The organism is Ureibacillus sp. MALMAid1270 (assembly GCF_049202975.1).
Taxonomy (GTDB): Bacteria; Bacillota; Bacilli; order Bacillales_A; family Planococcaceae; genus Ureibacillus.
Genome location: NZ_JBMIRP010000056.1, coordinates 21,027 through 42,570 on the forward strand (window position 1 = coordinate 21,027; position 21,544 = coordinate 42,570).

Here is a 21,544-nt window from a genome sequence, read left to right on the forward strand (position 1 = left end):
ATCTATTATTCTCTTAAACTTTTGAAAAACATAATTCACCAAGACAAAATGTATGTTGTAGTTCCAAGTCTTCATTCAGTAATATTAAATCAGCATCTTTCCCTACACTGATACTACCTTTTCTATCAAATACACGGAGTTGTTTTGCAGCATTCATAGAACTAATTTTTTGAATATCATGGATAGTAAAATGACAAAGTTCCTTCATCAACTTCACGCCATCAATCATTCGTAATACGCTACCAGCTAGAGTGCCGTTTTGTAACGTAGCTTTTTGTCCTACGACAGTAACATCTTGATCAGCTAATGTATAGGTTCCATCTGGCAATCCTTTTGCTCGCATCGAATCGGTAATTAAGATGATTCGATCGGAACCAATAAATTTGCCGACCATTTTTAACATCTCTGTTGATAAATGAACCCCATCTGCAATCACTTCACAAAATAGGTTATTGTTCATAAAACCTGCTCCTACAACACCTATTTCCCGATGGTGGATACCAGTCATTGCATTTGTAAAATGAGTTAAATTTGTTAGACCATGTCGATGTGCTGATTGGATGATTTCAAAACTCGCTTTCGTATGACCAGCAGAGGATACAACTTGTTGATTGTGCAAAAAGCTTATCATTTCAAAATTTGTATCTAGCTCTGGAGCAAGGGTTACAATTTTCAAATCATCTAGCTGAGCACCAAACCATTCTTTTAACATTTCTATTGAAGGTTTGCGGATATACTGTAATGGTTGTGCCCCTCTTTGTTCAGGATGAATAAATGGCCCTTCTAAATGAAATCCGAGCATTTCTGCCCCTTTAAAATTACGATTTCCAATGAATTGTTTATTCGTGTTTACTGCATTATGAATATGGTCTGGTGAGTGTGTCATTGTTGTTGCTAAAAAAGAAGTCGTCCCCTCGGTTGGTAGATAGTGAACAATCTTCTCTGTTCCGTGTAATTCACCATCCATAAAATCTGCACCAGAAGAACCATGAATATGCTGGTCAATAAACCCTGGCATAGCCAAGTATCCTTTCCCATCAAATTCTTCTCCATTAAAATTTTCAATCGGGTTTTCTGATATTCGTGATATTTTTCCATTTTGAATGAACACTTCTCCACGAATAACAGAACCATCTTCTAAACAGATTTGAAGATTTCTTAATACTTTATCCGTCAAAATGTTCACCTTCTTTAATGGGTTAATTTTTTCTCTTCTGATTTTGTTGATTTTGGAAGGATTCAATCGCTTCTCTTGTTTCATCTAAATATTGAATTGTCGTATCAAATTGTTTTGAAGCAACGGACATAAATAAAATATCCATTACGTGTAACTGAGCAAGTCTTGACGATGTTGCTCCACTTCTAAAGTTCGCTTCTCTGTTTGGTGATGTGTATAACTGGATCTGTGAAAGTTGAGAAATTGGAGTTTGACCATATTTCGTTAAGCTTATTGTTTTTGCCCCTTTTTGATTGGCTAATTCAATAATTTTTTCAACTTCAAAAGTACTACCAGAAAATGATATTCCAAAAACAACATCATCCTTTGTTGCATTTGCGACAATGGTTGCGCCCATATGTAAATCAGTACTGGCAGTAGATGGCTTGTTTATTCTTAAAAACTTTTGCTGGGCATCAATTGCAGATATTCCTGATGCACCTACACCAAAGAAGTGAATGTTTTTCGCATTAACAATTGCATCTACAGCCAGTTCTAATTGTTTACTATCGATTAACTCTGCTGTTTCACGTAACGTTTGTACAGCTAAATCTGTTACTTTTTGAATCGTAATTGATACTGGCTCATTTGGCTTGATATCACGGTTCGTCAATTCAATTTTACGGCCTAAGTCTCCAATAATTCGTAGTTTCAACTCTTGAAAGCCTTTTAAATTCAAGGATTTACAAAGTCGTGTTACTGCTGCACCACTCGTATGACTCAATTCACCTAATTCAGAAACAGTCATCGTCGCAACTTTTTCTGGATGTGAAAGAATATAATCTGCAATTTTTTGTTCTGATGGAGGGAGTTGCTCCCTCATTTCTTTCAGTAAAATTAAACCACCATTTGATATCGCCATAAAATCAACCCTTCACTACTCAATTCAATTATTTGTTAATTCCTTTACCATAACATGAAATTTTCGATAAGTTTGGAATCCATTCTTTAAATACAAATGTCCAGCTGCGCTTTTTTCACTTGTCCATAAGAACCAGGCACCTTGTATAGATTGTTTTCTCATTTCATGTAATGTATCGTGTAATAATATTTTACCTAATCCCTTTCCTTGTTCACGTTCATCAACACCGAAAGGACCAAATCTTTCACGAATTCCTTCATATCCACCATATAAAGCAAATCCAACGATTGTGTCTTGATTTTTCGCAACTAGAACTCTAGCAGGATCTATACCCATTAAAATACCTTCACGAATCGCTCTTCCCCAATCTGGATTGAAATGCACATTTGCAAATTGGATAAGTTCATATAGATCTCCATCCTGTACTTTACCGAATGAATATCCTTCTAATTCTCTTTGCTTTTTAAGCTCATTAATTTGTTCAGGATATACATAATCGATTAAAGCTCTGTGCATCGCAACAGGTGAATACAGCTTTCTAAATCCTTCTTTTAATAAGAAAGCATACCCTTTTGGATAACGATCTTCATCAATACCTGGAACAAAATAATTTGGTGCGTAAGAGGAGAAGTACACTTTTTCTGCTCCTTGATTTTTAATATAGTCACACGCCTGTTCAAAAAGCTGATGACCAATATTTGCACGTTCATATTGTGGGTGAACCATGAAGAAAGTAATCCAACCAGTATCACTCTCTAAATTTGTGCCTTCCATTGGAAGTTTTCTCGTAATAGCTAATACAGCACCTACGATTGCCCCTTCTTCCACAGCAACAATAAGTCCTTTTGGATCAAAATTAGCATCTAATAATATTTGGTTTCGGAATCGGTTCGCATTGATCGGATCATGAATCAATACCTCATTCCATAATTTCACAATACCTAATTCATCGCCATTTTGAAATGTTCGTAACATGTTTTTAACCCCTCTCATGTTTTGCTAGATTGATAGCTTGACGGACAAACCCATTGGATTTTGAAATGAGTCTTAAAGCATCTGCTTTATTTTCATTCGTTAATATCATGACAATTGCAAGTTTTACATTATATTCTGTTTCGTCTAACACAGCCTCTGCTGTTGAGTAATCAACATTTGTTACTGTACAGACAATTTTTTTCGCACGTTCTTTTAATTTATAATTACTTGCGTTTAAATCTACCATGAAATTTTGATAGACTTTCCCCATCTTAATCATTGAAGTGGTTGAAATCATGTTAAGTATCATTTTATGTGCCGTTGCAGCACGCAAACGAGTAGATCCAGATAAGATTTCAGGTCCTGTGACAACCTCAATATTAATCGAAGCATATTGACTTATAATTGAATTTTCGTTACTAGTAAGGCTCACAGTAGTTGCTCCACACTGATTTGCATATTTTAATGCACCAATTACATAAGGTGTTCTTCCACTGGCAGCGATTCCAATTACTACATCACAAGAAGTAAGGGATAAATTTTTTAAGTCAGTAGCCCCAAGTTCATCATCATCTTCTGCACCCTCAACCGCACGAAACATAGCGCCTTCTCCACCTGCTAATATTGCTTGTACTAAATCTGGTGAAGTACTAAAAGTAGGAGGACATTCAACCGCATCTAGAATCCCGATTCTTCCACTTGTTCCAGCTCCAACATAAATTAATCTACCTTCATTTTGAAATGCCGTTACGACCTTTTTAATAACTTCTTCAACTTGTGGTAATACACGTTGGACCGATATCGCTATTGTTTGATCTTCCTTATTCATCACATTTAATATTTCCGTTATCGACATTTCATCAATTTGATGTGTCTTTGGATTACTTTTTTCAGTTGTCAGAAGTGATATTTTGTCCATCGCTCTGCCTTCCTATCTATAGAGTAAATACTTTGCTCTTCTTGTCATAAATTCTTTCGTATCTTTTTGACACGCTTCTAAAAAGTTATCAATATTACCTTCTAAAACGGATTTTCTTAGAAGTGCACTCCCCGCGAGTAAGTCAAACATCGGGTGCTTTATACTATCATATGTTAAGAACTCTATACGGTCTCCATATATACTTACGATTTTGTTAAATGCCTTTGAAAAAGTACTTAGCGGTTTAAAATTTAACCGATCTAAAATATGCAATTGTACCCCTTCGCATAGTTCATCCTTATATTTTTGGTAGGTAGGTTTGAAATAGGTAGCCCTAAAATGAATATTAGGTAACTTTAGTGCATTCAACTCGTCTTGTAATTTTTCGCCATTAATAAAAGGAGCACCTATAATTTCAAATGGTTGTGTAGTTCCTCTTCCTTCTGAAAGATTCGTTCCTTCTATTAAACAAGTTCCTGGGTAAAGCAACATCATGTCAATTCCGGTCGTATTTGGTGAAGGTGAAATCCATGGGAGGCAAGTATCTGAAAGGTACATATTACGGTTCCAACCTTCCATAGATACAACGGTTAGATCACATTGAATGGAAAATTCGTTGTTGAAATAACTTGCTAATTCTCCAACAGTCATACCATAACGATTTGGTATCGGATATAGTCCGACAAACGACGTGAAATCATAGGCAACTAAATTTCCTTCTACTTTAATCCCACCAATCGGATTTGGTCGATCTAACACGATTATTTTTTTATTTGTACGCTTACAAGCTTCCATCATATACGCGAGAGAATAAATGTATGTGTAATACCGAACTCCAATATCTTGAATATCGAACACTACAACATCCACTTCATCCATCATTTCATCAGTCGGTTTCTTAGTAGCTCCGTATAAGCTAAATACAGGTAAATTTGTTTCCTCGTGTACTGTATTTGAAAACTTTTCGCCTTCTTTTGCATATGTTTTTAAACCATGTTCAGGTGCAAATAATGCGGTTAATTGAATATCAGGATGTCGATGGAATAATCGTATCGTGGAAACTAACTCTGCATTTGCACCTGTTTGATTTGTCAATAAACCAACACGTTTCCCTTTCACTAAGTGAACGTGTTCCTCTAAAAATACGTCTACACCGAGTTTTACATTTGGTTTCATTATTCTTTTACTCCACCAATCGTTAAACCTTTGACGAAGTGACGTTGGAATAAGATAAATACGATAATCATTGGAATTGCAGTAATTGCTGCTCCACTCATAAGCAATTTAAAGCTTGCTAAGTTTGCATCTTGTAACGTCTTTAATCCGACAGGTAAGGTGTAAAGTGCCTCATTATTTAAGACGATAATTGGCCATAGGAATGAATTCCAAACACTCATAAATGTAAAAATACCTAACGCCGCAAGTCCCGGTTTAGCAAGTGGTAATACGACTGTCCAATACGTTTTCCATTCACTTGCACCATCCATTCTTGCTGCTTCTAATAATTCATCAGGAATAGAGTACATGTACTGTCTCATTAAAAACACACCGAAAACCATTGCTAAATCAGGTAAAATCAAAGCCCAATGGGTATTCATTAAATCTAATTTTCCTACCATCATAAATAGTGGAACAAGAGTAACTTGTCCTGGAATCATCATTGTGGAAATAATGACCCAAAATATGATATTCCGACCCGGAAATCTCTTTTTGGCGAGTACGTATCCTGCCATGGAGTCAAAGATCAAAATCCCAAAAGTTACAATGACCGCAATGTATATACTATTAAAGAACCATTTTCCGACATCTTGTTTTGTAAATAAGTTAACGAAACTAGAAAAAGTATCTTCAATAATATAATTCATCATGTCTCTGTGATATTTTTCTGTTTCTAAATCACCTTCACTTGCAGCCTCTCGAGCTTCAGCCCAATGTTCAAAATACAAAGGTATACCCATCGGATACAATTTAGGTGGATTCGCGTTAACATATGATACCGGTCGTTCCATGTCTTGTGACTGATAACTACTTAACTGGAGAGATGTCGAAAATACCCAGTAAAGTGGTAATAATGAAACAATCGCAAAGATTGTTAGTAAAATGTAGGTAATAATTTTGTTTAAACTTTTAAATGGTTTCTTTTTCACTTTCGACCCTCCCCTTACTCATCATGACGTAGTACTCTGAACTGGATAATTGAGAAAATCAAAATGATGATAAATAGTACTACTGCTTGAGCAGAAGCTAAACCATATTCAAAATCTCGGAAACCAGTTTTATAGATTAAATGTACTAACGTCTCAGTCGAACTACCTGGTCCCCCACCTGTCATCATGATAATTTGAGTGAACACTTGGAATGAACCTATCGTGCTTAATAAAACAAGGTATAAAGTTGTAGGTTTAAGTAAAGGTATCGTTATATGAAAGAACTGTTTAAGACTACTTGCACCATCAATACGAGCAGCTTCATAAAGTGATTGAGAGATAGATCCCATAGAAGCTAAATACATAATGATACCGGTACCAAATGGAATTAAACATGACATGATAATCAAGGCCCATAAAGCAGTTGCGGATTGACCTAACCAGTTAATCGGTTCAACTCCGAACCAACTTAAAAAGTAGTTAAATAAACCGAAGTCATAGTTATACATCCAACGCCAAACCATTGCAATGATGACCATAGACGTAACAGATGGTAAATAGAAAGCTGAACGGAAAAAGCTTTGAGATATTTTACCTAATCCGAAGATCATAACAGATATCACAAGAGCACTAATAACAGAAAAAGGTACAGTTACAACGGTAAAGAGTAGTGTATTTTTTAATGCAATTCGAAATGCTTCACTATTAAATACGTCTATGTAATTATCTAATCCTATAAAGATACTTCCGTTGAATCTATACTCTTGAAATGATAGTACGATCGCCCAAACTACTGGAAATGCCACAAATAATACAAACAGTATTAATTTTGGTAATAAGAACAAATAAGCACTGTAGTTTTTCTTCATATCACGCCAAACAGTGTTTGGTTTTTTATGCGACTTTTTCGCATTCTTAGTATCTTGTAAACTACTCTCTATTATATTTTCTTGTTGTACAGGATCTAATTTCACTTGAGTCATTTCATACACCTCCTACAAGTGAAGCAGGCTTGCTTATGCAAAACCTGCTTCTCAAATATTATTTCAATAATTCGTCTACAGTTTTTTTCGCGTCAGCCATTGCTTGCTCAGCTGTTTTTTCACCATTAAACACTAACTGAAGTTGTGTTTGGATTGCTTCATCGATTTTTTTCCATTCTGGGTGACGAGGAAGCATTACAACTTGGCTAGACATTTCCATCGCTCTTGTCATCTCTGGATTATCTTTGAATGGATCCATTTCAGATGCACTAATACGAGCAGGGAAAATACCGTAATTTTGAGCCATTGTAAATTGCTCTTCAGTTGAAGAAATAAATTTCATGAAATCAGCTACTGCTGCTTTTTTGTTTGCATCGCCTTTTTGGTTAAACATGATCCAACCGCCAACTCCACCAATTGTTACTGATTCTCCTGAATCACCAGTTGGGTATTCTGCTACCATAAAGTTCGTAGGGTATTTGCCTTGCGCAGAACTAATAGCCCAAGTTGCCCATGGTTCCATTGCAACAGTACGTTGTTCTTCGTTAGCCCAAGCTTGGAATGTACCACCAACATCAGCTCCACCTAAAGTTACAGGTGCTGCATCTTCTTTAAGTTTTAAATCTGCTAAATCTTGAATTGCTTGTACAACTTTTGGATCATCAAACGTAAACTCTGTTAAATCTGCATTAAGTGGAGATCCACCGTTTTTGTAGAAAAATGGCCATGCTTCATAGTATCCTGGTAAAACGTAAGTGGAGAAACCGTACACATCAATTTTTCCATCTCCATCACGGTCAAATGTTAATTCTTTTGCAGCTTTTAAGAATTCTGCATAAGTCCATTTACCATTTTCAGGTGGTGTAACGCCTCTTTCTTCAAATAGATCTAAGTTTAGAAGCATTGTGTGTAATGTAATAGAGTTTGGAATTCCGTAAAGTTTTCCATCATACGTATATGCATCTAGTGCATTTTCATAGAAATCCGCTTTTTCGTCTTTTGTTAAGTAAGCATCTAATGGTTCAACTACACCTTGTTCGATATGATCAATACTTACTGAACTACCACTGATATCAACTGGTGCGATATCTGGCCAAGCTTGACCTGCGATAGATACTCCAAGTTTATCTGGCATTTCAGCCCAAGGTACTTGAACTAATTCAACCTTAATACCTTCATGTGCTGCTTCGTATTCAGCAATTTTACTTTCTAACCAATGATATTTGTTATCATCTTTATCTGGCCATCTTGGACCATCCCAAATTGTGATAGTTCCTTGAAACTCATCAGCATTTCCTACTTCTTCACTACTTTCACCGCTACATGCAGCTAACATAGAAGCTGTTAAGCCTAATGAAGCAAGAAGAAGTGAAGGTTTCTTCCATACCTTTTTCATTTTTTTACCCCCTATTTGTTTTACCAAGCAATTTTCCCCATAACCGTTTGTCTGTTTGCTCCTGTTGATGATGGTAGATTATTAGGAATTTTGTTGAAACCTAAAAATCCTAGTAGTGCAAAAACAAAAGCTTCTTTTGCATCATTATGAATGCCAAGTACATCCGTTTGATCAATACGAATCGTGTTAGGAAGTAAGTCTATCAAGTAGTTTAGTAGAGTCGAATTATGAACTCCACCACCACTAATAAAAACTTCTTTCACTTCGTACGGTTCAATTAATCTAATAATTTCATTTGCTAAGGTTTTAGCTGTCAGCATCGTAACAGTTGAAATTTTGTCCAATGGAGTAAGGTGATATTGTTCGCCTACATTCCATATATGTTGCGAGTATGCTTGTCCAAACAATTCTCTACCTGTGCTTTTTGGTGCTGATAATTTGAAATATTCATTATTCAATAAATATTCCAAAAACTCAGTGTGGACTTCTCCTGCTTTTGCGAAATCCCCGTTTCTATCAAAGTTTTGCTGTCCATTTGTGTACTTATATACAAAGTAATCAATGATCATATTTCCTGGTCCTGTATCAAAGGCAATGACATCCTTTGTACTTGATTTATGGGGAACTACAGTTAAATTCGCAATTCCTCCAATGTTGACTAAAATACGACCATGCTCTTCATGTTGAAATAAGTAATGGTCAGCAAAAGGAACTAATGGTGCCCCTTGACCACCAGCTGCCATATCACGGGTTCTAAAATCTCCGATGACTGGGATGTTCGTTTTTTCAGCAAGTACCGAAATATCACCGATTTGCAATGTGTTTGGGCGGGTATATTTCTCTTGGTTGTTTACAAAAGGTTCGTGCCAAATCGTTTGTCCATGTGAACTAATTAAATCAATTGAATCATATTGAATCTCCGAATCTACTAATGCTTCTTTAACGTAATCTGCATAAAGTTCACCTAAATACATATTCATTGAAGAAACTTTTTGTATTGTTACATTCGGCTCCATTAATTCATGTAATTGATTTTTTAGTTCGTTATCATATGGTACTGTTACAAAATGCTTTAACTCATATTGTAGATCCTCATTTGTCATCGAAAAATCTACTATCGCGATATCTAACCCGTCTAGCGAAGTACCAGACATTAAACCGCATACACGCATCGGTTTCAATTTACCCCTCCCTTAGCAAGCGAATAACTTGGAAACGCTTACCCATAGTTTATTAGGTTTGAAATAAAATATCAACAAAATTTTAAAAATACGAAATATATTTTCAATTATGAAATTGTAACTGGTAATTTTCCATTTAATTGAATATTTCCTACTAAATATTGGGAAACTACTTCAAAAGCCGATTTAGTAAATTCATATGTGCAAATTAATCGGTTTGCCGAAGTGAAAAGACTTACGTCATATGGCGATCGAATCGCTACTACATCAACTAACTTTCCTGTTTTTAGTATCTCTTGTACAAATTGTTCTTGCACAGTTTGTTGTACGGCATTTAACGTTAATACAACAATACGGTCATAAGATTGTACGACAGTTGAAATTGTTGAAATGACTTCATTATAAGAAGTTGGAATAATCTCCATTACATCCACTGAAGAGTGAACATTCATTAATTGTTCAGCCATTTCTATTGTTGAATAGCGTTTATCTTCTACCATCATGGCATATTGATTTGTCGGATAGATTAGTAAAACCTTTTCATCTTTCTGTATCGCTTTTCCATGATCTTGCACAACCGTTACACCATCTAAATAGATTTCTTTCACTGCATCTTTATGTTCTTCTGAACCTACAAACTCAGGAACAGTATTCGTCTCTTCAATTTCAACCCAACTTGTATAGTTATTAATCATCTTTTCAATTCGATTAATAGACTCATCAATTTGTTCCTCAGAAATATCACCGTTTTCAACTGCTTCAACAAGCTTTAAAATAGACTGTTCTTGTAAGGAATGAATATGCGATACCATCACTAAATCAACCCCTGCTTGAATCGCTTTTACTGCTCCATTTACTGTACCGATTCCTTTTGCAATGGCATCCATTTCCATACAATCCGTCGTAATGACTCCATCAAATTTCAACTCTTCTCGAAGCAAATTCGTAATCACTGAGCGAGATAGTGTCGCTGGTATATTTTCTTCCTTTTCAAGAGCTGGGAAATAAACATGAGCAGTCATAATCGCATCTGCTCCTGCAGCAATACACTCTTTAAAAGGTACTAACTCCACTTCGTGTAATCTTTGTAAATCGTGATTTATGATTGGTAGATCTAAATGTGAATCGACACTTGTATCCCCATGTCCAGGAAAATGCTTTAACGTTGTCATCACTTTAGCTTTTTGCATACCAAACATCGATTGTTTAGCAAACTCCGCTACTTTGTGTTGGTCTTCACCAAATGAACGAACACCAATAACTGGATTTTTCGGGTTATTATTTACATCAACGACAGGTGCTAAATTCCAGTTAACCCCTAATGCTTTTAATTCTTTACCAGTAATTACTCCAGCAGTAAAAGCATGTTGTGGATTGTTGGTAGCACCTAAAAGCATAGCCCCTGGAATAATTGTTGTTCCTTCGCCTAAACGACGAACAACCCCATTTTCCTGATCAATACAAATTAATAATGGTGTTGAATATCCAGCTATTTTCGCTTCATGTTGTAAGCTTCGGGTTAAATGTAAAATTTCTTCCGGAGTTCCGATATTTCTGCCAAACAGAATGATTCCACCAATGTGATATTCATGGATTAAATATTTAATTTCGTCTGACATTGTAATGCCTTTAAACCCAGCAATTAATAAACGTCCAACTTTTTTCTTTAAACTCATTTTGCACCTCCTGTAATTGGGAATCCTGGAATATGACCTTCTTTTCTTACATGAAGTCCTTTTGAATTTTGTAGAGTTTGAGCATATTTCGTTCTAGCTAAACATCCTCTTACGGTACCTAAAGCTTTATAGTAGTCGTAATATCGGAAGCTTGAAGAATTCATAATAAACCAATAACAAGATAGAGCTTCTAAATAAGCATCAAATGAATCTGTTACATCCACATAAATATCAGGTTCATACCCGTCCATGTCTTCCCAGTTTTCACTATGGAATACCCGACGAAGTCCATGTGGTGGAAGTCCATCTAAACCAAAACCTGGAAGTGATGCTTTCAGCCATGCATCTTGGACGATTTGTTGGCAAAGAGCATGATCTGGATGCATACTATTCACCCAATGCGTAATGACAAAATCAGGTTTCTCTTTTCTAAAGATTGTTGCAACTTCTTTAACAATGTCCTCATTAAATGTTAATTCAGCATCGCGGTGATTTAGTGTAATGCTCACTCCACCTAATATTGCTGCAGCTTTTTCTGCTTCTTTTATTTTTTGTTCACGATATTGATCAACTGTTAAATGGGCAGGTGCACCTTTTTCTCCTGCTGTTAAATGTAAAAATGTCACTTTATATCCAGCTTGAGCGTATTTATGTGCAATTGCACCAGCTTGTATTTCACCATCCCCACAATGTGCTCCAACAACCATTAAATGCATCTTAATTCCTCCTAATTTGATAAATTAGTCATGATGAGATTATGTAATCGTGGTCTTAAACGATTCATTTTATCGTGACGTCCATAATACACTCGATTTGTTAATAGAATGACAGTAACTTCAGATTCTGTATCGATATAAAAACTCGTCCCAGTATACCCTGTATGACCATAAGTTTTTGCGTTCATTAAATCCCCTGCAGGACTTGAACCTTCTCCTCTTAGTTGCCATCCTAATCCACGTGCTTCTGTTGAAAACGGTGTGAAATTCTCTCTTGATTTGTTTAACCAAAGTGGATGAATAATTTGTTGATTGTTGTAATAACCATCGTTTTCTAGCATGTCGCAGAATTTTGCAATATCTCCTATTGTAGAAAACAATCCAGCATGGCCACTAATACCACCCATAAATTCGGTATTGTCATCGTGAACAATCCCATACTTATGTCCATTTAAATGCTCTAAATATTCAGTAGGTGCATATCTTTGTCGTTCAACATTTGGTAGATAGGTTGTATCGTTCATTTCAATAGGTTCAAAAATATATTTCTTTGAATATTGTTCAATAGGTAAATTAGAAACGATTTCTACAATTTTCCCTAGCAATATAAAGCCTAAGTCGCTATAAACAACTTTAGTATCCGGTTGATATGTCAATTCTTCATTCGCACAAATATCCGCTAACACTTCATCAAATTGAAGCTTTTTCTCGAAATATGGTCGATGTGCAATAAGACCTGAAGAATGTGTTAGTAATTGTTTAATAGTGATAGACTCTTTCCCATTCTGAGCAAACTCAGGAATAAAAGTTGAAATCCGATCGTTTAGGTGAATTTCTCCTAAACCGAGTAATTGTAAAATAGATGGAGTTGTTGCAAGCACTTTTGTCAAAGAAGCCACATCAAATAGATGTTGCGGTGTCATTGGCACCTTGTCGTCTTCTGTACTATTCATGCCAATTGCCTCTTCTAATATCCACTTTCCTTTATGTTTAACTCGAATGACTGCTCCAGGAGTTACTTCATTTACGATTTCATTCTGTAAAAAAGATTGAATAAGTTCTTTCACGATTTCACCTCTTTTGACATCGTTTGATATTGCTTCCACTTCGTAAAGCCTAGCTTTCCGTAAAATGATTCAAGTTGAGTCCAATCAATTACGATATAATGCATTCCTCGTGCCATAAGTTCATTTACAGCTGCTTTTACTATATCTAACCCAAAATGGCTTCCCCTTACTTTACGGTCAATTCCTAATGGTCCAATTCCACCTAAAGGAGCTGGAAACAGTTGAGACCAATACACATTTTGTGCAATGACTGGTGACCCGGGATCATTCATTCGACAAAAACCTTTCAATTCGCCATCAATAAAAAATCCCATAAACTCTCTCCCTGTTGCATTTAACTGGGAATATCGATAAGCTTCATAATGCCACCTTCCAGGGAACACATCTTTTAAGAAATTTAATAATTGAGGTAAATCTTCTATTGTTAATACTCTAAAATGCTCTTTAGAGTTTGATAGAATTAAAGGACTTTCATCTATAACTTTTTTCACTAAATCAATCTCTATTGATTCCCTTACATAGCCTTTATGTTCAAACCATTTGATTGTGTCTTTTTGTTCTAAAGGAACGCCCGGAAAGTAATGCCATGGATCGCGACCTAAACGAATTTCCATCACATTTTGAAAACTCGCCTCTGCATGTTGTAAAAGGGTTGATCCTATTCTTCTACCTCGAGACTCAGGGTTCACAAGCAAACATTGAGTCCATCCAATTTCTTTTGACATATACGCTGGAGTTATTTCTTTATATTGCTTCGTAACGACAAATCCTACTAATTCTTCGCCTTCTAGTGCTGCAACGGACCCTGTTCTTTGTACATTCATATCATTTACCGTATTTTGAATCCATAACTCTTCCGTCATTGGGAATGAATTACCTAAGCACTTATTCCAAAGCTGTACAATTCGGTTAACTTCAACCTCTTCGATATTCACAAGTTTCATAATTTGACCCCTTTATTTAATGTTTCAACAAAGTTAGGATCTATGTTTTTTTGAACTGCTTTTATCCCAGCAGCAATTGCGCCGCCAACTGGAGGAATTAATGTTTTACTAAATTTCAAATTTGGATGGGTTTCATTGGAAAACTTTTTAAAATGTTGAACAAAAATTTCCTCGTTTGTAAAAACGCCACCAGATAATATAACAGAGGTATTATGGTCTTGTTCAAATAATTGACTATGACATGTTTTAATAGAATGCATCATTTTTTTACATGCATTTTCTATAATTGTATTTGCAACTTGATCCCCAAGTTCTGCAAGCTTTACTACATATCTACTTAGTGGTGCAATGACGGAGCGAGGATGATCTTTACCATAAATTTTTTCGATTAAATCTGGTACGGCCATCACTTCAAAATGGTAAAGGATTGCTTCAGTTAATGTTGTGTCCATTCCTCTTCCATCATGATGTTGAAAAACTGCTCGAAGTGCTTCATTGCCTAAGTAAAAGCCACTACCATCATCATCGAATAAATACCCCCATCCTCCTACACGGACCATTTTGTTGTTTTCATTTAATCCAATGGTAATAGCTCCCGTACCAGCAATTTGTACGATCCCAGTTGCACCTAAAGTACCCGAATAAAGCGCATTAACTGCATCATTTTGAACGATGACAAGTGGATTAGAAGGTAAATGTTGAAGAAGTAGCGATTTCATTTCTTCATCTCTACCACTTTCACCGACACCAGCCATTCCTGCAAAACAAACTTCTATGCTATTAAAAATATCTTCGTTATGTTCTCGTAATTGGCACAATAAATCGCACATCACTTGTTCGAATTGATCTTGTGATAGTGTATTTGGGTTACTACTTCCTGTAATTGTTTGACTGTAAACTTTCCCATTCTCGTCAGCAATTATTGCTGTTGTCTTCGTCCCCCCACCATCAATCCCTAAAATGTACATACATTTAACCCCTTTTACTTCCATTTCCTTTATTATAATTTTCTGAAATGTTTTTTCAACAATTCTTTTAATTTTCGTTATACTATTTTAAAAGTGCTTAGAGGGTAAAAAGTAAAACCGTTAACAACAAAGTCAATGTGTATACTAATATCTCATGATCATTTATGGACATTTAGGATTTCCGAAAATCGAAAAACACCTCACTCTTTCTGTATATTTCAGAAAAAATGAGGTGTTCTAACTATATGGTCTCGACAGGGCTCGAACCTGCGACCCTCACGTTGTCGACGTGATGCTCTCCCAGCTGAGCTACAAGACCGAAATTGGGTTAACCAAATATTAGCATAAATTACGAAAAAAGAAAATATTAATTCATTCTTCAAAAAATTACAAATTATTCATGTTATACTTAATTTTACACTTATATCGTGCAAAAATCCTCTGATTCTTTAGAGAAAGGTGGTATTTGTTTGATGAAACGAAAACCAGTTTATGTTGAAATTGATATTGATACCAAAATGGATGATTTATGGAAAGCAACGCAAACGCCAGACCTCCATGCTCAATGGGACCTCCGTTTTTCTTCTATTACATATTTACCTAAAATGGATAAAGAACCTCAACATTTTACATACACACGGAGTCTTGGATTTGGACAAAAAATCGAGGGTTGGGGCATATCCACTGGAAGCCATGAAGCGATTAATGGAACACGATCATCCTCCCTTCATTTCGGTACTGAACAAAGAATATCTCCTATAAAGGAAGGTAGAGGTTATTGGAAATACATACCTAAAGAGCAATCCATTACCTTTCTTACTCAATACGACTATGATGTGAATTTCGGTAAATTTGGACAAGTGTTAGATAGACTTCTTTTCCGCCCTCTCATTGGTTGGGGCACTGCGCTTAGTTTTGATGTGTTAAAAAGATGGTTGGAAAAAGATGAAGCTCCAGTTTCTCAATATTTGAGATTTTTTGTATACTGGATCACCTCATTCCTATTTAGCTTCATTTGGATTTATCATGGATTAATCCCAAAGCTTGTCTACTCACATCCTGATGAAATATCAATGGTCAATAATCTCATTCCGATTTCAAATGAACTGGCATATTGGATCGTTATGGTCGCTGGAATAATTGAAATCTTACTTGGATTTATTTTTCTATTTATCAAAAAGAAGAGACTTTTATTTGGCTTGCAGATTATTGTTTTTCCATTACTTACAATAGTGGCAATAATGGCTGATTCAAGTTTACTAATTCACCCTTTTAATCCATTAACATTTAATATTTCCCTTTTAGTGATTTCAATCATTGGTTTTGTAATCAGTAAAGATATCCCAACAGCTTCTAATTGCAAGAGAAAGAGATGAATAGATGAATGACGATATATAAAATGGTTTTAAATCAAGAGTTTCATAGATTACACCCGATGCTGCAAAAACGTTATGAATTTATTAATGAAAAACCATTTCAAGCAACCGGTGTTATGAAGACGATAAAAGTTGGTCCCAAATTTTTATATCCAATTCTTATGCTCGGTACAAAGTTCAAACTGCTTTTTCCTGAACAAGGGTCGGATATTTCCTTTACTATTTCCAATACACCTAAGATAGGAAAAAATGGTGAGGAACAAATTCATTGGGAAAGAATATTTTATTTTGGGAAGAAGAAGCGATACTTTAATGCCCTTATGAGCTATGATGCAAAACAAAATATCATAAAAGATTATCTAGGTGAGCCAAGCGTTCTCTACTCAGATTTAGCTTTCTATGTTTCTACTAATGGAATTTTGAAAATCGAATCGAAAAAGCAACGGCTAGTTCTAGGGAAAATAGAAATTCCTTTGCCTAAAATATTTCATTGCATTGCTACAGTCATTGAAAAATATAACGAGGAAAAAAGTGTTTATGAAATATCAGTGGATGTTCGAAATCCATTAACTGGGCTTATTTTCTCATATGAAGGAGAGTTCATAGCAAATGTTATGGAATAAATGGACATTCGTTTCAATTTTTCTATTTGTTGTGACTGTAATTTTTGGACAAGACCCTCCTTATTTATTAATGCTAACAGTTGTACAGATCGTCTATGTTCCCCTTACCTTACAATTAATTATGAGTAAGCAAGATTGGTTCAGTCGCTATTATTTATACTTTTCCGTTCCTGCTTATCTTTCAGTCGTTTTATTACATATATCCAATGAATCGAACTGGGATGGCTTACTTGCAGCAATTTATTTAATATTTACTATAATTGTTGCTGTTTATGGGATACGTCGATTTTTAACAAGGGGATTTATTCATTTCGAAGAATTTGCCATTGATATCGCACTTATATTCTTATCAATAGGTGGTATGTGGTTCTTTGCACATATAACAGGAATCGATACTGGATTTTCACCCATTATTACATGGCTAACGGCAATTCATTTTCATTATGCCGCATTTTTACTACCTATTTTTATAGGATTACTGGGTAGAATCTATAAACCAAAAAGTTATCCAGTGGCTGCAAGTATTTTATTAATTTCACTAATTCTATTAGCACTTGGGATCACGTTTTCTGTTTGGGTTGAGTGGATTTCAGTCGTGTTTTACATGGTTGGAATTTATATGGTGATTTATATAACTAGTCGTACCCCCTTGGCGAATAATGTACAAAAAGGGTTGATTCTAGTTTCATTTGGTTCTTTAGGTGTGACGATTCTTTTTTCATTTTTATATGCATTTGGTCGTTTAACGAAAAACTTTGCTATTAGCATCGATTTTATGCTTCAATTTCACGGATTCCTAAATTGTGTGTTATTTGCATTATTCGGGTTAATCGGCTGGTCAATTTCCGTGCCTTCAGCAAAATTGATAAAATCTACATTTCCTGTAAGTCGAATTCGTGGAAAAATGGTAATTGGTGAAAAAATACTTCCTCATATCCAGGATGAGCGAAATACAGATTCTTATAGAGGTTTAGTAGATGATATGAGCATATATGAGCCATACATCGATCTATCTACCCTGTCTTCTGGTATTCGTAATTTTTATGAGAACACGCTAGATTACAAGCTTTATGCCAGAGTTCATTGGAGAGGGTGGTTTAAGCCATTCGCTACAATTTATCGTTTAATTAGTTCATTTGTTCAACAAATCAATCTACCATTATCAAGTAAGCGGATTGAAATGACAGATAGCATTATTAAAATAAATGATGATTTAGATGGTAGGAACACCCCAAGAGCATGGGTTAGGAAAATTAATAAAAGAGCTACTTTTATTGCTCTTTATTCATGGCATCAAAAAGAAGATCGTACATATATGAACATTGCTTTACCATTGCCATGCTCATCAATGATTGGAATTCTTGAGTTAAATCAGATTGGTAGCGAGCTACAGTTATCAAGTAAAAAACTACAGGTGAATTCCGATGCTGGAATTTATTTAGCTTGGAATCAACATCTTCTTGCCCTACCAATAGAGGAAACATTCCATGTAAAGGAAATTGAGGCAGGAAGACTTTATGCAGAACATCATATGTGGATTTTTTCAATTCCGTTTTTGAAGATAACCTATACGATTGAACATCATGACTTACTTGCTAAGAATGCGTTTTCAAACAAATAAAGACGATTCCTTTTGGGATCGTCTTTTATCATTTATTTTCTAAAAATAAACTTACGAATTAATTTTAAATAGTCATGATCTGGAGGAAGGCCTCTAAAATGTTGATTGTAAAACTTCCGTACGGATTCAGCTAACCATAATGGAACTGGATTTCCATCGATGTAAGGATAGTATTGTTCATATCCCCTTTTTAAATATTCCCATCGGTAATCGTTCCCTTGATGTACGTATTCCGAGACATCTAAAATTTTTGCCCTACCGTTTTGAAGTAAAATATTTTTTAAATGAATATCTCGTGGGTTTAATCCTTTGCTACGAACATAGTGTCTCGCCTCTTCCACATCGTCGATAACCTGTTGTGGAATATGGATGCCTTGAAGTAAGCAATCAAAAAGGGTAATCCCCTCTTCATAGCTTAAAATCAAAATATTCTCAAAGGTTGCAAAACAAATTGGAAAATATGGTGACTCACCTAATTGACGATAAACATTCTCCTCTATATTAACTTTATCCATTTTCTCCTCTGCATAAATTTTAAATGCATAATATGGTACGTGAACATGTTGAAAAACAGCAGCATCTGTACCTTTTCCAATACATTTTAAATCTTCGTTTGATTCTCCACCTTCTATTTTGACAGGTTCATTATCTAAATTTGAATGGATCGTTAACTTAGAAAGAGAATGAAGTGCGATGTCCCAATCATTTCCCAATTATTCTCCCCCTTCATTGCTCAAAACGTTTTAATGAATATAATTTATATGATGCTTTTAGTTTATGTTACTGCATGAAATGTATCACACATTTAATCATTATGTTGTAAAAGTACATTTTTTATTTTTTTCATTTTTTGTGTATGAAAAAAGTAAAACGCCCTATACTATTAAAGATTTCACTTCAAATCCTAGTGACTGGGAGGGTTAACCCGATGAGCGTGAATGATCGTTAATTCGGAAATACCATCAATACCATTAAGCTCAAGCGATAAGCAAAAGCGGAGGTAGAGTGTCATGGCGGAAGATTGCATGTGAGTCAGCCCGGAAATTTATTTCCGGGTTTTTTATTTTTGAGGAATTTTAATTTTTTATATATTTTTTATTAGTAAAAATAAGGCTGCACTATAAATATCCGCAGAAACTGTATTTCCATATAAGAATAATGGATAGGATCTTACATAAAACGAAGGTGGATTAGGTGGAGTATTTATTACCTCTTCTTTTATTGTGGTTGATTCATTTAATGGAACTACTACCTCTTCATCTTCAGGATGTTCAATTTTCAGGTTAGGATTTCTAAAATCAGCCTCCAGAAAAGAATAGCGAGGATTTAAGATTGCCAAGGCGACACTCCTTTATTTTTTGATTTCTTTAGAAAAAAACGAAAAAAATACATTGGCGAAAACCGAAAATTAGATAATTTATTCTATTTTTCGACAGGAGTTGTTATTACGCGTTTTGAAAAATTCTGGTGTGATTGGGGTTGCGCGATTATTTGAGCGAGGAATGAAGTTGCTCAATTCTTTGGGAAAGTCGCTCAATTCCACGAAAAAGTTGCTCAATTATTTGAGCACGACCTGAAGTTGCTCAATTCCATGGAAAAGTCGCTCATTTCAGTTTAAAAGTTGCTCATTTTCACAGGAAAGTCGCTCAATTCCACGAAAAAGTTGCTCAATTATTTGAGCACGACCTGAAGTTGCTCAATTCCATGCAAAAGTCGCTCATATCAGTTTAAGAGTTGCTCAATTCCACAGGAAAGTCGCTCAATTATTTGAGCACGACTTGAAGTCGCTCATAACCACCCACAACTCGCTAATCCCTCTACAAATATGTCCCCCTTCACAAAGAACTCCAACTCATCAATCTGAACAATTATCAATAATTAATTATTGAAATTAAATATATGTTTATTGATAGTCGATATAGTTCATGGTATCATCAGTTGAACATAATTTTAGTGAGGTGCTTTTTATTATGAAAATAGGTTCAACACTATTTTTGAAAATAGCATTATTTATCATGGGGATTCCTGTAGTAGTATTAGGTGGAGTTGGTATAGTGTATTTAATAAATAACCCAGCAAATGCGCAATATGCACATATACTATACCCAATCGTTATTGCTCTTTACTTATCAGTTATCCCGTATTTGGTTGCATTGTATCAATCATTTAGACTTTTAACCCTTATTGACTACAACAATGCTTTTTCACAAATGTCTGTGAATGCATTGAAAGTAATTAAATTTTGCGCATTAACTTTTAGTGGTATATACGTAATTGTCATTCCTTTTGTTTATTTCTTAGCTCAGATTGAAGATGCTCCAGGTTTGATCATTATGGGAATGGTCCCCATTTTCGCTTCATTGGTAATTTCTGTGTTTGCAGCTGTTCTCCAAAGACTTTTACAAGAAGCAATTAACATCAAATCAGAAAATGATTTAACGGTCTGAGGTGAAAATAATGGGAATTATTATAAATATAGATGTTATGTTAGCAAAACGAAAAATGAGTGTGACAGAACTTTCCGAAAAGGTTGGCATTACAATGGCGAATCTTTCAATCCTTAAAAACGGAAAAGCAAAAGCAATTCGATTTTCAACATTAGAAGCAATTTGTAAAGCTTTAGACTGCCAGCCTGGAGATATTTTAGAATACAAAGAGGATTAAGAACTTTAATAAAAATACTTCTTTCGAAGAATGACAAACTAAAACTATTCTCCTTAAAATAAATAAATAAATAATCGAGTAGGAGACTAGCCATTAATTGGCTAGTCGACCTCTCACACCACCGTGCATACGGTTCCGTACACGGCGGTTCAATAACTTAAGTACCTATGCTCATATAGCTTATTTAGGTCTTTTATCCCCCACTTAATG

21 protein-coding genes and 1 tRNA gene are annotated in these 21,544 nt (G+C 35.2%); 5 read left to right on the top strand and 17 right to left on the bottom strand.

The genetic code is table 11. From position 1 onward, the window contains the following. Window positions 1–13: 13 nt before the first annotated feature. The 15 genes from nagA to ACOQFO_RS07040 form a co-directional block, all read right to left on the bottom strand. A complete protein-coding gene (gene nagA / locus ACOQFO_RS06970) occupies window positions 14–1,177 on the bottom strand; it encodes an N-acetylglucosamine-6-phosphate deacetylase (RefSeq protein WP_421688972.1) in 1,164 nt (387 codons plus the stop codon). Window positions 1,178–1,199: 22 nt separating this feature from the next. Beyond that, the gene (locus ACOQFO_RS06975; RefSeq protein ID WP_421688973.1) at window positions 1,200–2,078 is read right to left on the bottom strand and encodes a MurR/RpiR family transcriptional regulator; all 879 of its coding nucleotides are present in this window, start codon (window positions 2,076–2,078) and stop codon (window positions 1,200–1,202) included. Window positions 2,079–2,102: 24 nt separating this feature from the next. After that, the gene (locus ACOQFO_RS06980; protein ID WP_421688974.1) at window positions 2,103–3,053 is read right to left on the bottom strand and encodes a GNAT family N-acetyltransferase; all 951 of its coding nucleotides are present in this window, start codon (window positions 3,051–3,053) and stop codon (window positions 2,103–2,105) included. 4 nt (window positions 3,054–3,057) lie between these two features. Beyond that, on the bottom strand, window positions 3,058–3,972 hold the full coding sequence (murQ, locus tag ACOQFO_RS06985) for an N-acetylmuramic acid 6-phosphate etherase (protein ID WP_421688975.1): 915 nt from the start codon (window positions 3,970–3,972) through the stop codon (window positions 3,058–3,060). 12 nt (window positions 3,973–3,984) lie between these two features. Further along, window positions 3,985–5,148, bottom strand: coding sequence for an exo-beta-N-acetylmuramidase NamZ family protein (locus tag ACOQFO_RS06990; protein WP_421688976.1), 1,164 nt, complete (start codon window positions 5,146–5,148; stop codon window positions 3,985–3,987). After that, a complete protein-coding gene (locus ACOQFO_RS06995) occupies window positions 5,148–6,119 on the bottom strand; it encodes a carbohydrate ABC transporter permease (protein ID WP_421688977.1) in 972 nt (323 codons plus the stop codon). The genes ACOQFO_RS06990 and ACOQFO_RS06995 overlap by 1 nt, the downstream gene beginning before the upstream one ends. Window positions 6,120–6,133: 14 nt before the next feature. Beyond that, a complete protein-coding gene (locus ACOQFO_RS07000; RefSeq protein WP_421688978.1) occupies window positions 6,134–7,102 on the bottom strand; it encodes a carbohydrate ABC transporter permease in 969 nt (322 codons plus the stop codon). 58 nt (window positions 7,103–7,160) lie between these two features. Further along, window positions 7,161–8,498 (bottom strand): extracellular solute-binding protein, encoded by a 1,338-nt coding sequence (locus tag ACOQFO_RS07005; protein WP_421688979.1) that lies wholly within the window; start codon window positions 8,496–8,498, stop codon window positions 7,161–7,163. Window positions 8,499–8,518: 20 nt separating this feature from the next. Continuing rightward, the gene (locus ACOQFO_RS07010; protein WP_421688992.1) at window positions 8,519–9,670 is read right to left on the bottom strand and encodes an anhydro-N-acetylmuramic acid kinase; all 1,152 of its coding nucleotides are present in this window, start codon (window positions 9,668–9,670) and stop codon (window positions 8,519–8,521) included. A 116-nt stretch (window positions 9,671–9,786) separates the two neighbouring features. Further along, complete coding sequence (gene nagZ, locus ACOQFO_RS07015; protein WP_421688980.1) at window positions 9,787–11,355, bottom strand: beta-N-acetylhexosaminidase; 1,569 nt, start codon at window positions 11,353–11,355, stop codon at window positions 9,787–9,789. After that, on the bottom strand, window positions 11,352–12,071 hold the full coding sequence (locus ACOQFO_RS07020) for a PIG-L deacetylase family protein (protein ID WP_421688981.1): 720 nt from the start codon (window positions 12,069–12,071) through the stop codon (window positions 11,352–11,354). The genes nagZ and ACOQFO_RS07020 overlap by 4 nt, the downstream gene beginning before the upstream one ends. Before the next feature lie 11 nt (window positions 12,072–12,082). Next, window positions 12,083–13,138, bottom strand: a complete 1,056-nt coding sequence (locus ACOQFO_RS07025; protein ID WP_421688982.1) for a serine hydrolase domain-containing protein — start codon at window positions 13,136–13,138, stop codon at window positions 12,083–12,085. After that, window positions 13,135–14,082: a GNAT family N-acetyltransferase gene (locus ACOQFO_RS07030; RefSeq protein ID WP_421688983.1), complete on the bottom strand. Its 948-nt coding sequence runs from the start codon at window positions 14,080–14,082 to the stop codon at window positions 13,135–13,137. Before ACOQFO_RS07030 ends, ACOQFO_RS07025 begins: the two co-directional genes overlap by 4 nt. Then, window positions 14,079–15,050 (bottom strand): N-acetylglucosamine kinase, encoded by a 972-nt coding sequence (locus ACOQFO_RS07035; RefSeq protein WP_421688984.1) that lies wholly within the window; start codon window positions 15,048–15,050, stop codon window positions 14,079–14,081. Before ACOQFO_RS07035 ends, ACOQFO_RS07030 begins: the two co-directional genes overlap by 4 nt. Window positions 15,051–15,296: 246 nt before the next feature. Continuing rightward, a tRNA-Val gene (locus tag ACOQFO_RS07040) sits at window positions 15,297–15,369 on the bottom strand. Between the two features lie 154 nt (window positions 15,370–15,523). Between ACOQFO_RS07040 and ACOQFO_RS07045 the strand changes: the two genes are divergently transcribed. Genes ACOQFO_RS07045 through ACOQFO_RS07055 form a run of 3 tightly spaced genes read left to right on the top strand, consistent with a single transcriptional unit; the run spans window position 15,524 to window position 18,670 of the window. Next, window positions 15,524–16,426, top strand: coding sequence for a DoxX-like family protein (locus ACOQFO_RS07045; protein ID WP_421688993.1), 903 nt, complete (start codon window positions 15,524–15,526; stop codon window positions 16,424–16,426). A gap of 8 nt (window positions 16,427–16,434) precedes the next feature. Beyond that, on the top strand, window positions 16,435–17,049 hold the full coding sequence (locus ACOQFO_RS07050; protein ID WP_421688985.1) for a DUF4166 domain-containing protein: 615 nt from the start codon (window positions 16,435–16,437) through the stop codon (window positions 17,047–17,049). Then, window positions 17,036–18,670: a YndJ family protein gene (locus ACOQFO_RS07055; RefSeq protein WP_421688986.1), complete on the top strand. Its 1,635-nt coding sequence runs from the start codon at window positions 17,036–17,038 to the stop codon at window positions 18,668–18,670. Before ACOQFO_RS07050 ends, ACOQFO_RS07055 begins: the two co-directional genes overlap by 14 nt. A 32-nt stretch (window positions 18,671–18,702) precedes the next feature. On the opposite strand, the gene ACOQFO_RS07060 is transcribed toward ACOQFO_RS07055, so the two are convergent. Next, a complete protein-coding gene (locus ACOQFO_RS07060) occupies window positions 18,703–19,383 on the bottom strand; it encodes a serine/threonine protein kinase (protein ID WP_421688987.1) in 681 nt (226 codons plus the stop codon). A gap of 371 nt (window positions 19,384–19,754) precedes the next feature. Next, window positions 19,755–20,009 carry a hypothetical protein gene (locus ACOQFO_RS07065; protein WP_421688988.1) on the bottom strand — a complete coding sequence of 85 codons (255 nt, stop codon included), beginning with the start codon at window positions 20,007–20,009 and terminating at the stop codon, window positions 19,755–19,757. Between the two features lie 631 nt (window positions 20,010–20,640). On the opposite strand from ACOQFO_RS07065, the gene ACOQFO_RS07070 reads away from it, so the two are divergent. Both ACOQFO_RS07070 and ACOQFO_RS07075 read left to right on the top strand, forming a co-directional pair. Further along, the gene (locus ACOQFO_RS07070) at window positions 20,641–21,117 is read left to right on the top strand and encodes a DUF2975 domain-containing protein (protein WP_421688989.1); all 477 of its coding nucleotides are present in this window, start codon (window positions 20,641–20,643) and stop codon (window positions 21,115–21,117) included. Between the two features lie 10 nt (window positions 21,118–21,127). Next, on the top strand, window positions 21,128–21,334 hold the full coding sequence (locus tag ACOQFO_RS07075) for a helix-turn-helix domain-containing protein (protein ID WP_421688990.1): 207 nt from the start codon (window positions 21,128–21,130) through the stop codon (window positions 21,332–21,334). The last annotated feature ends 210 nt before the right edge of the window (window positions 21,335–21,544 follow it).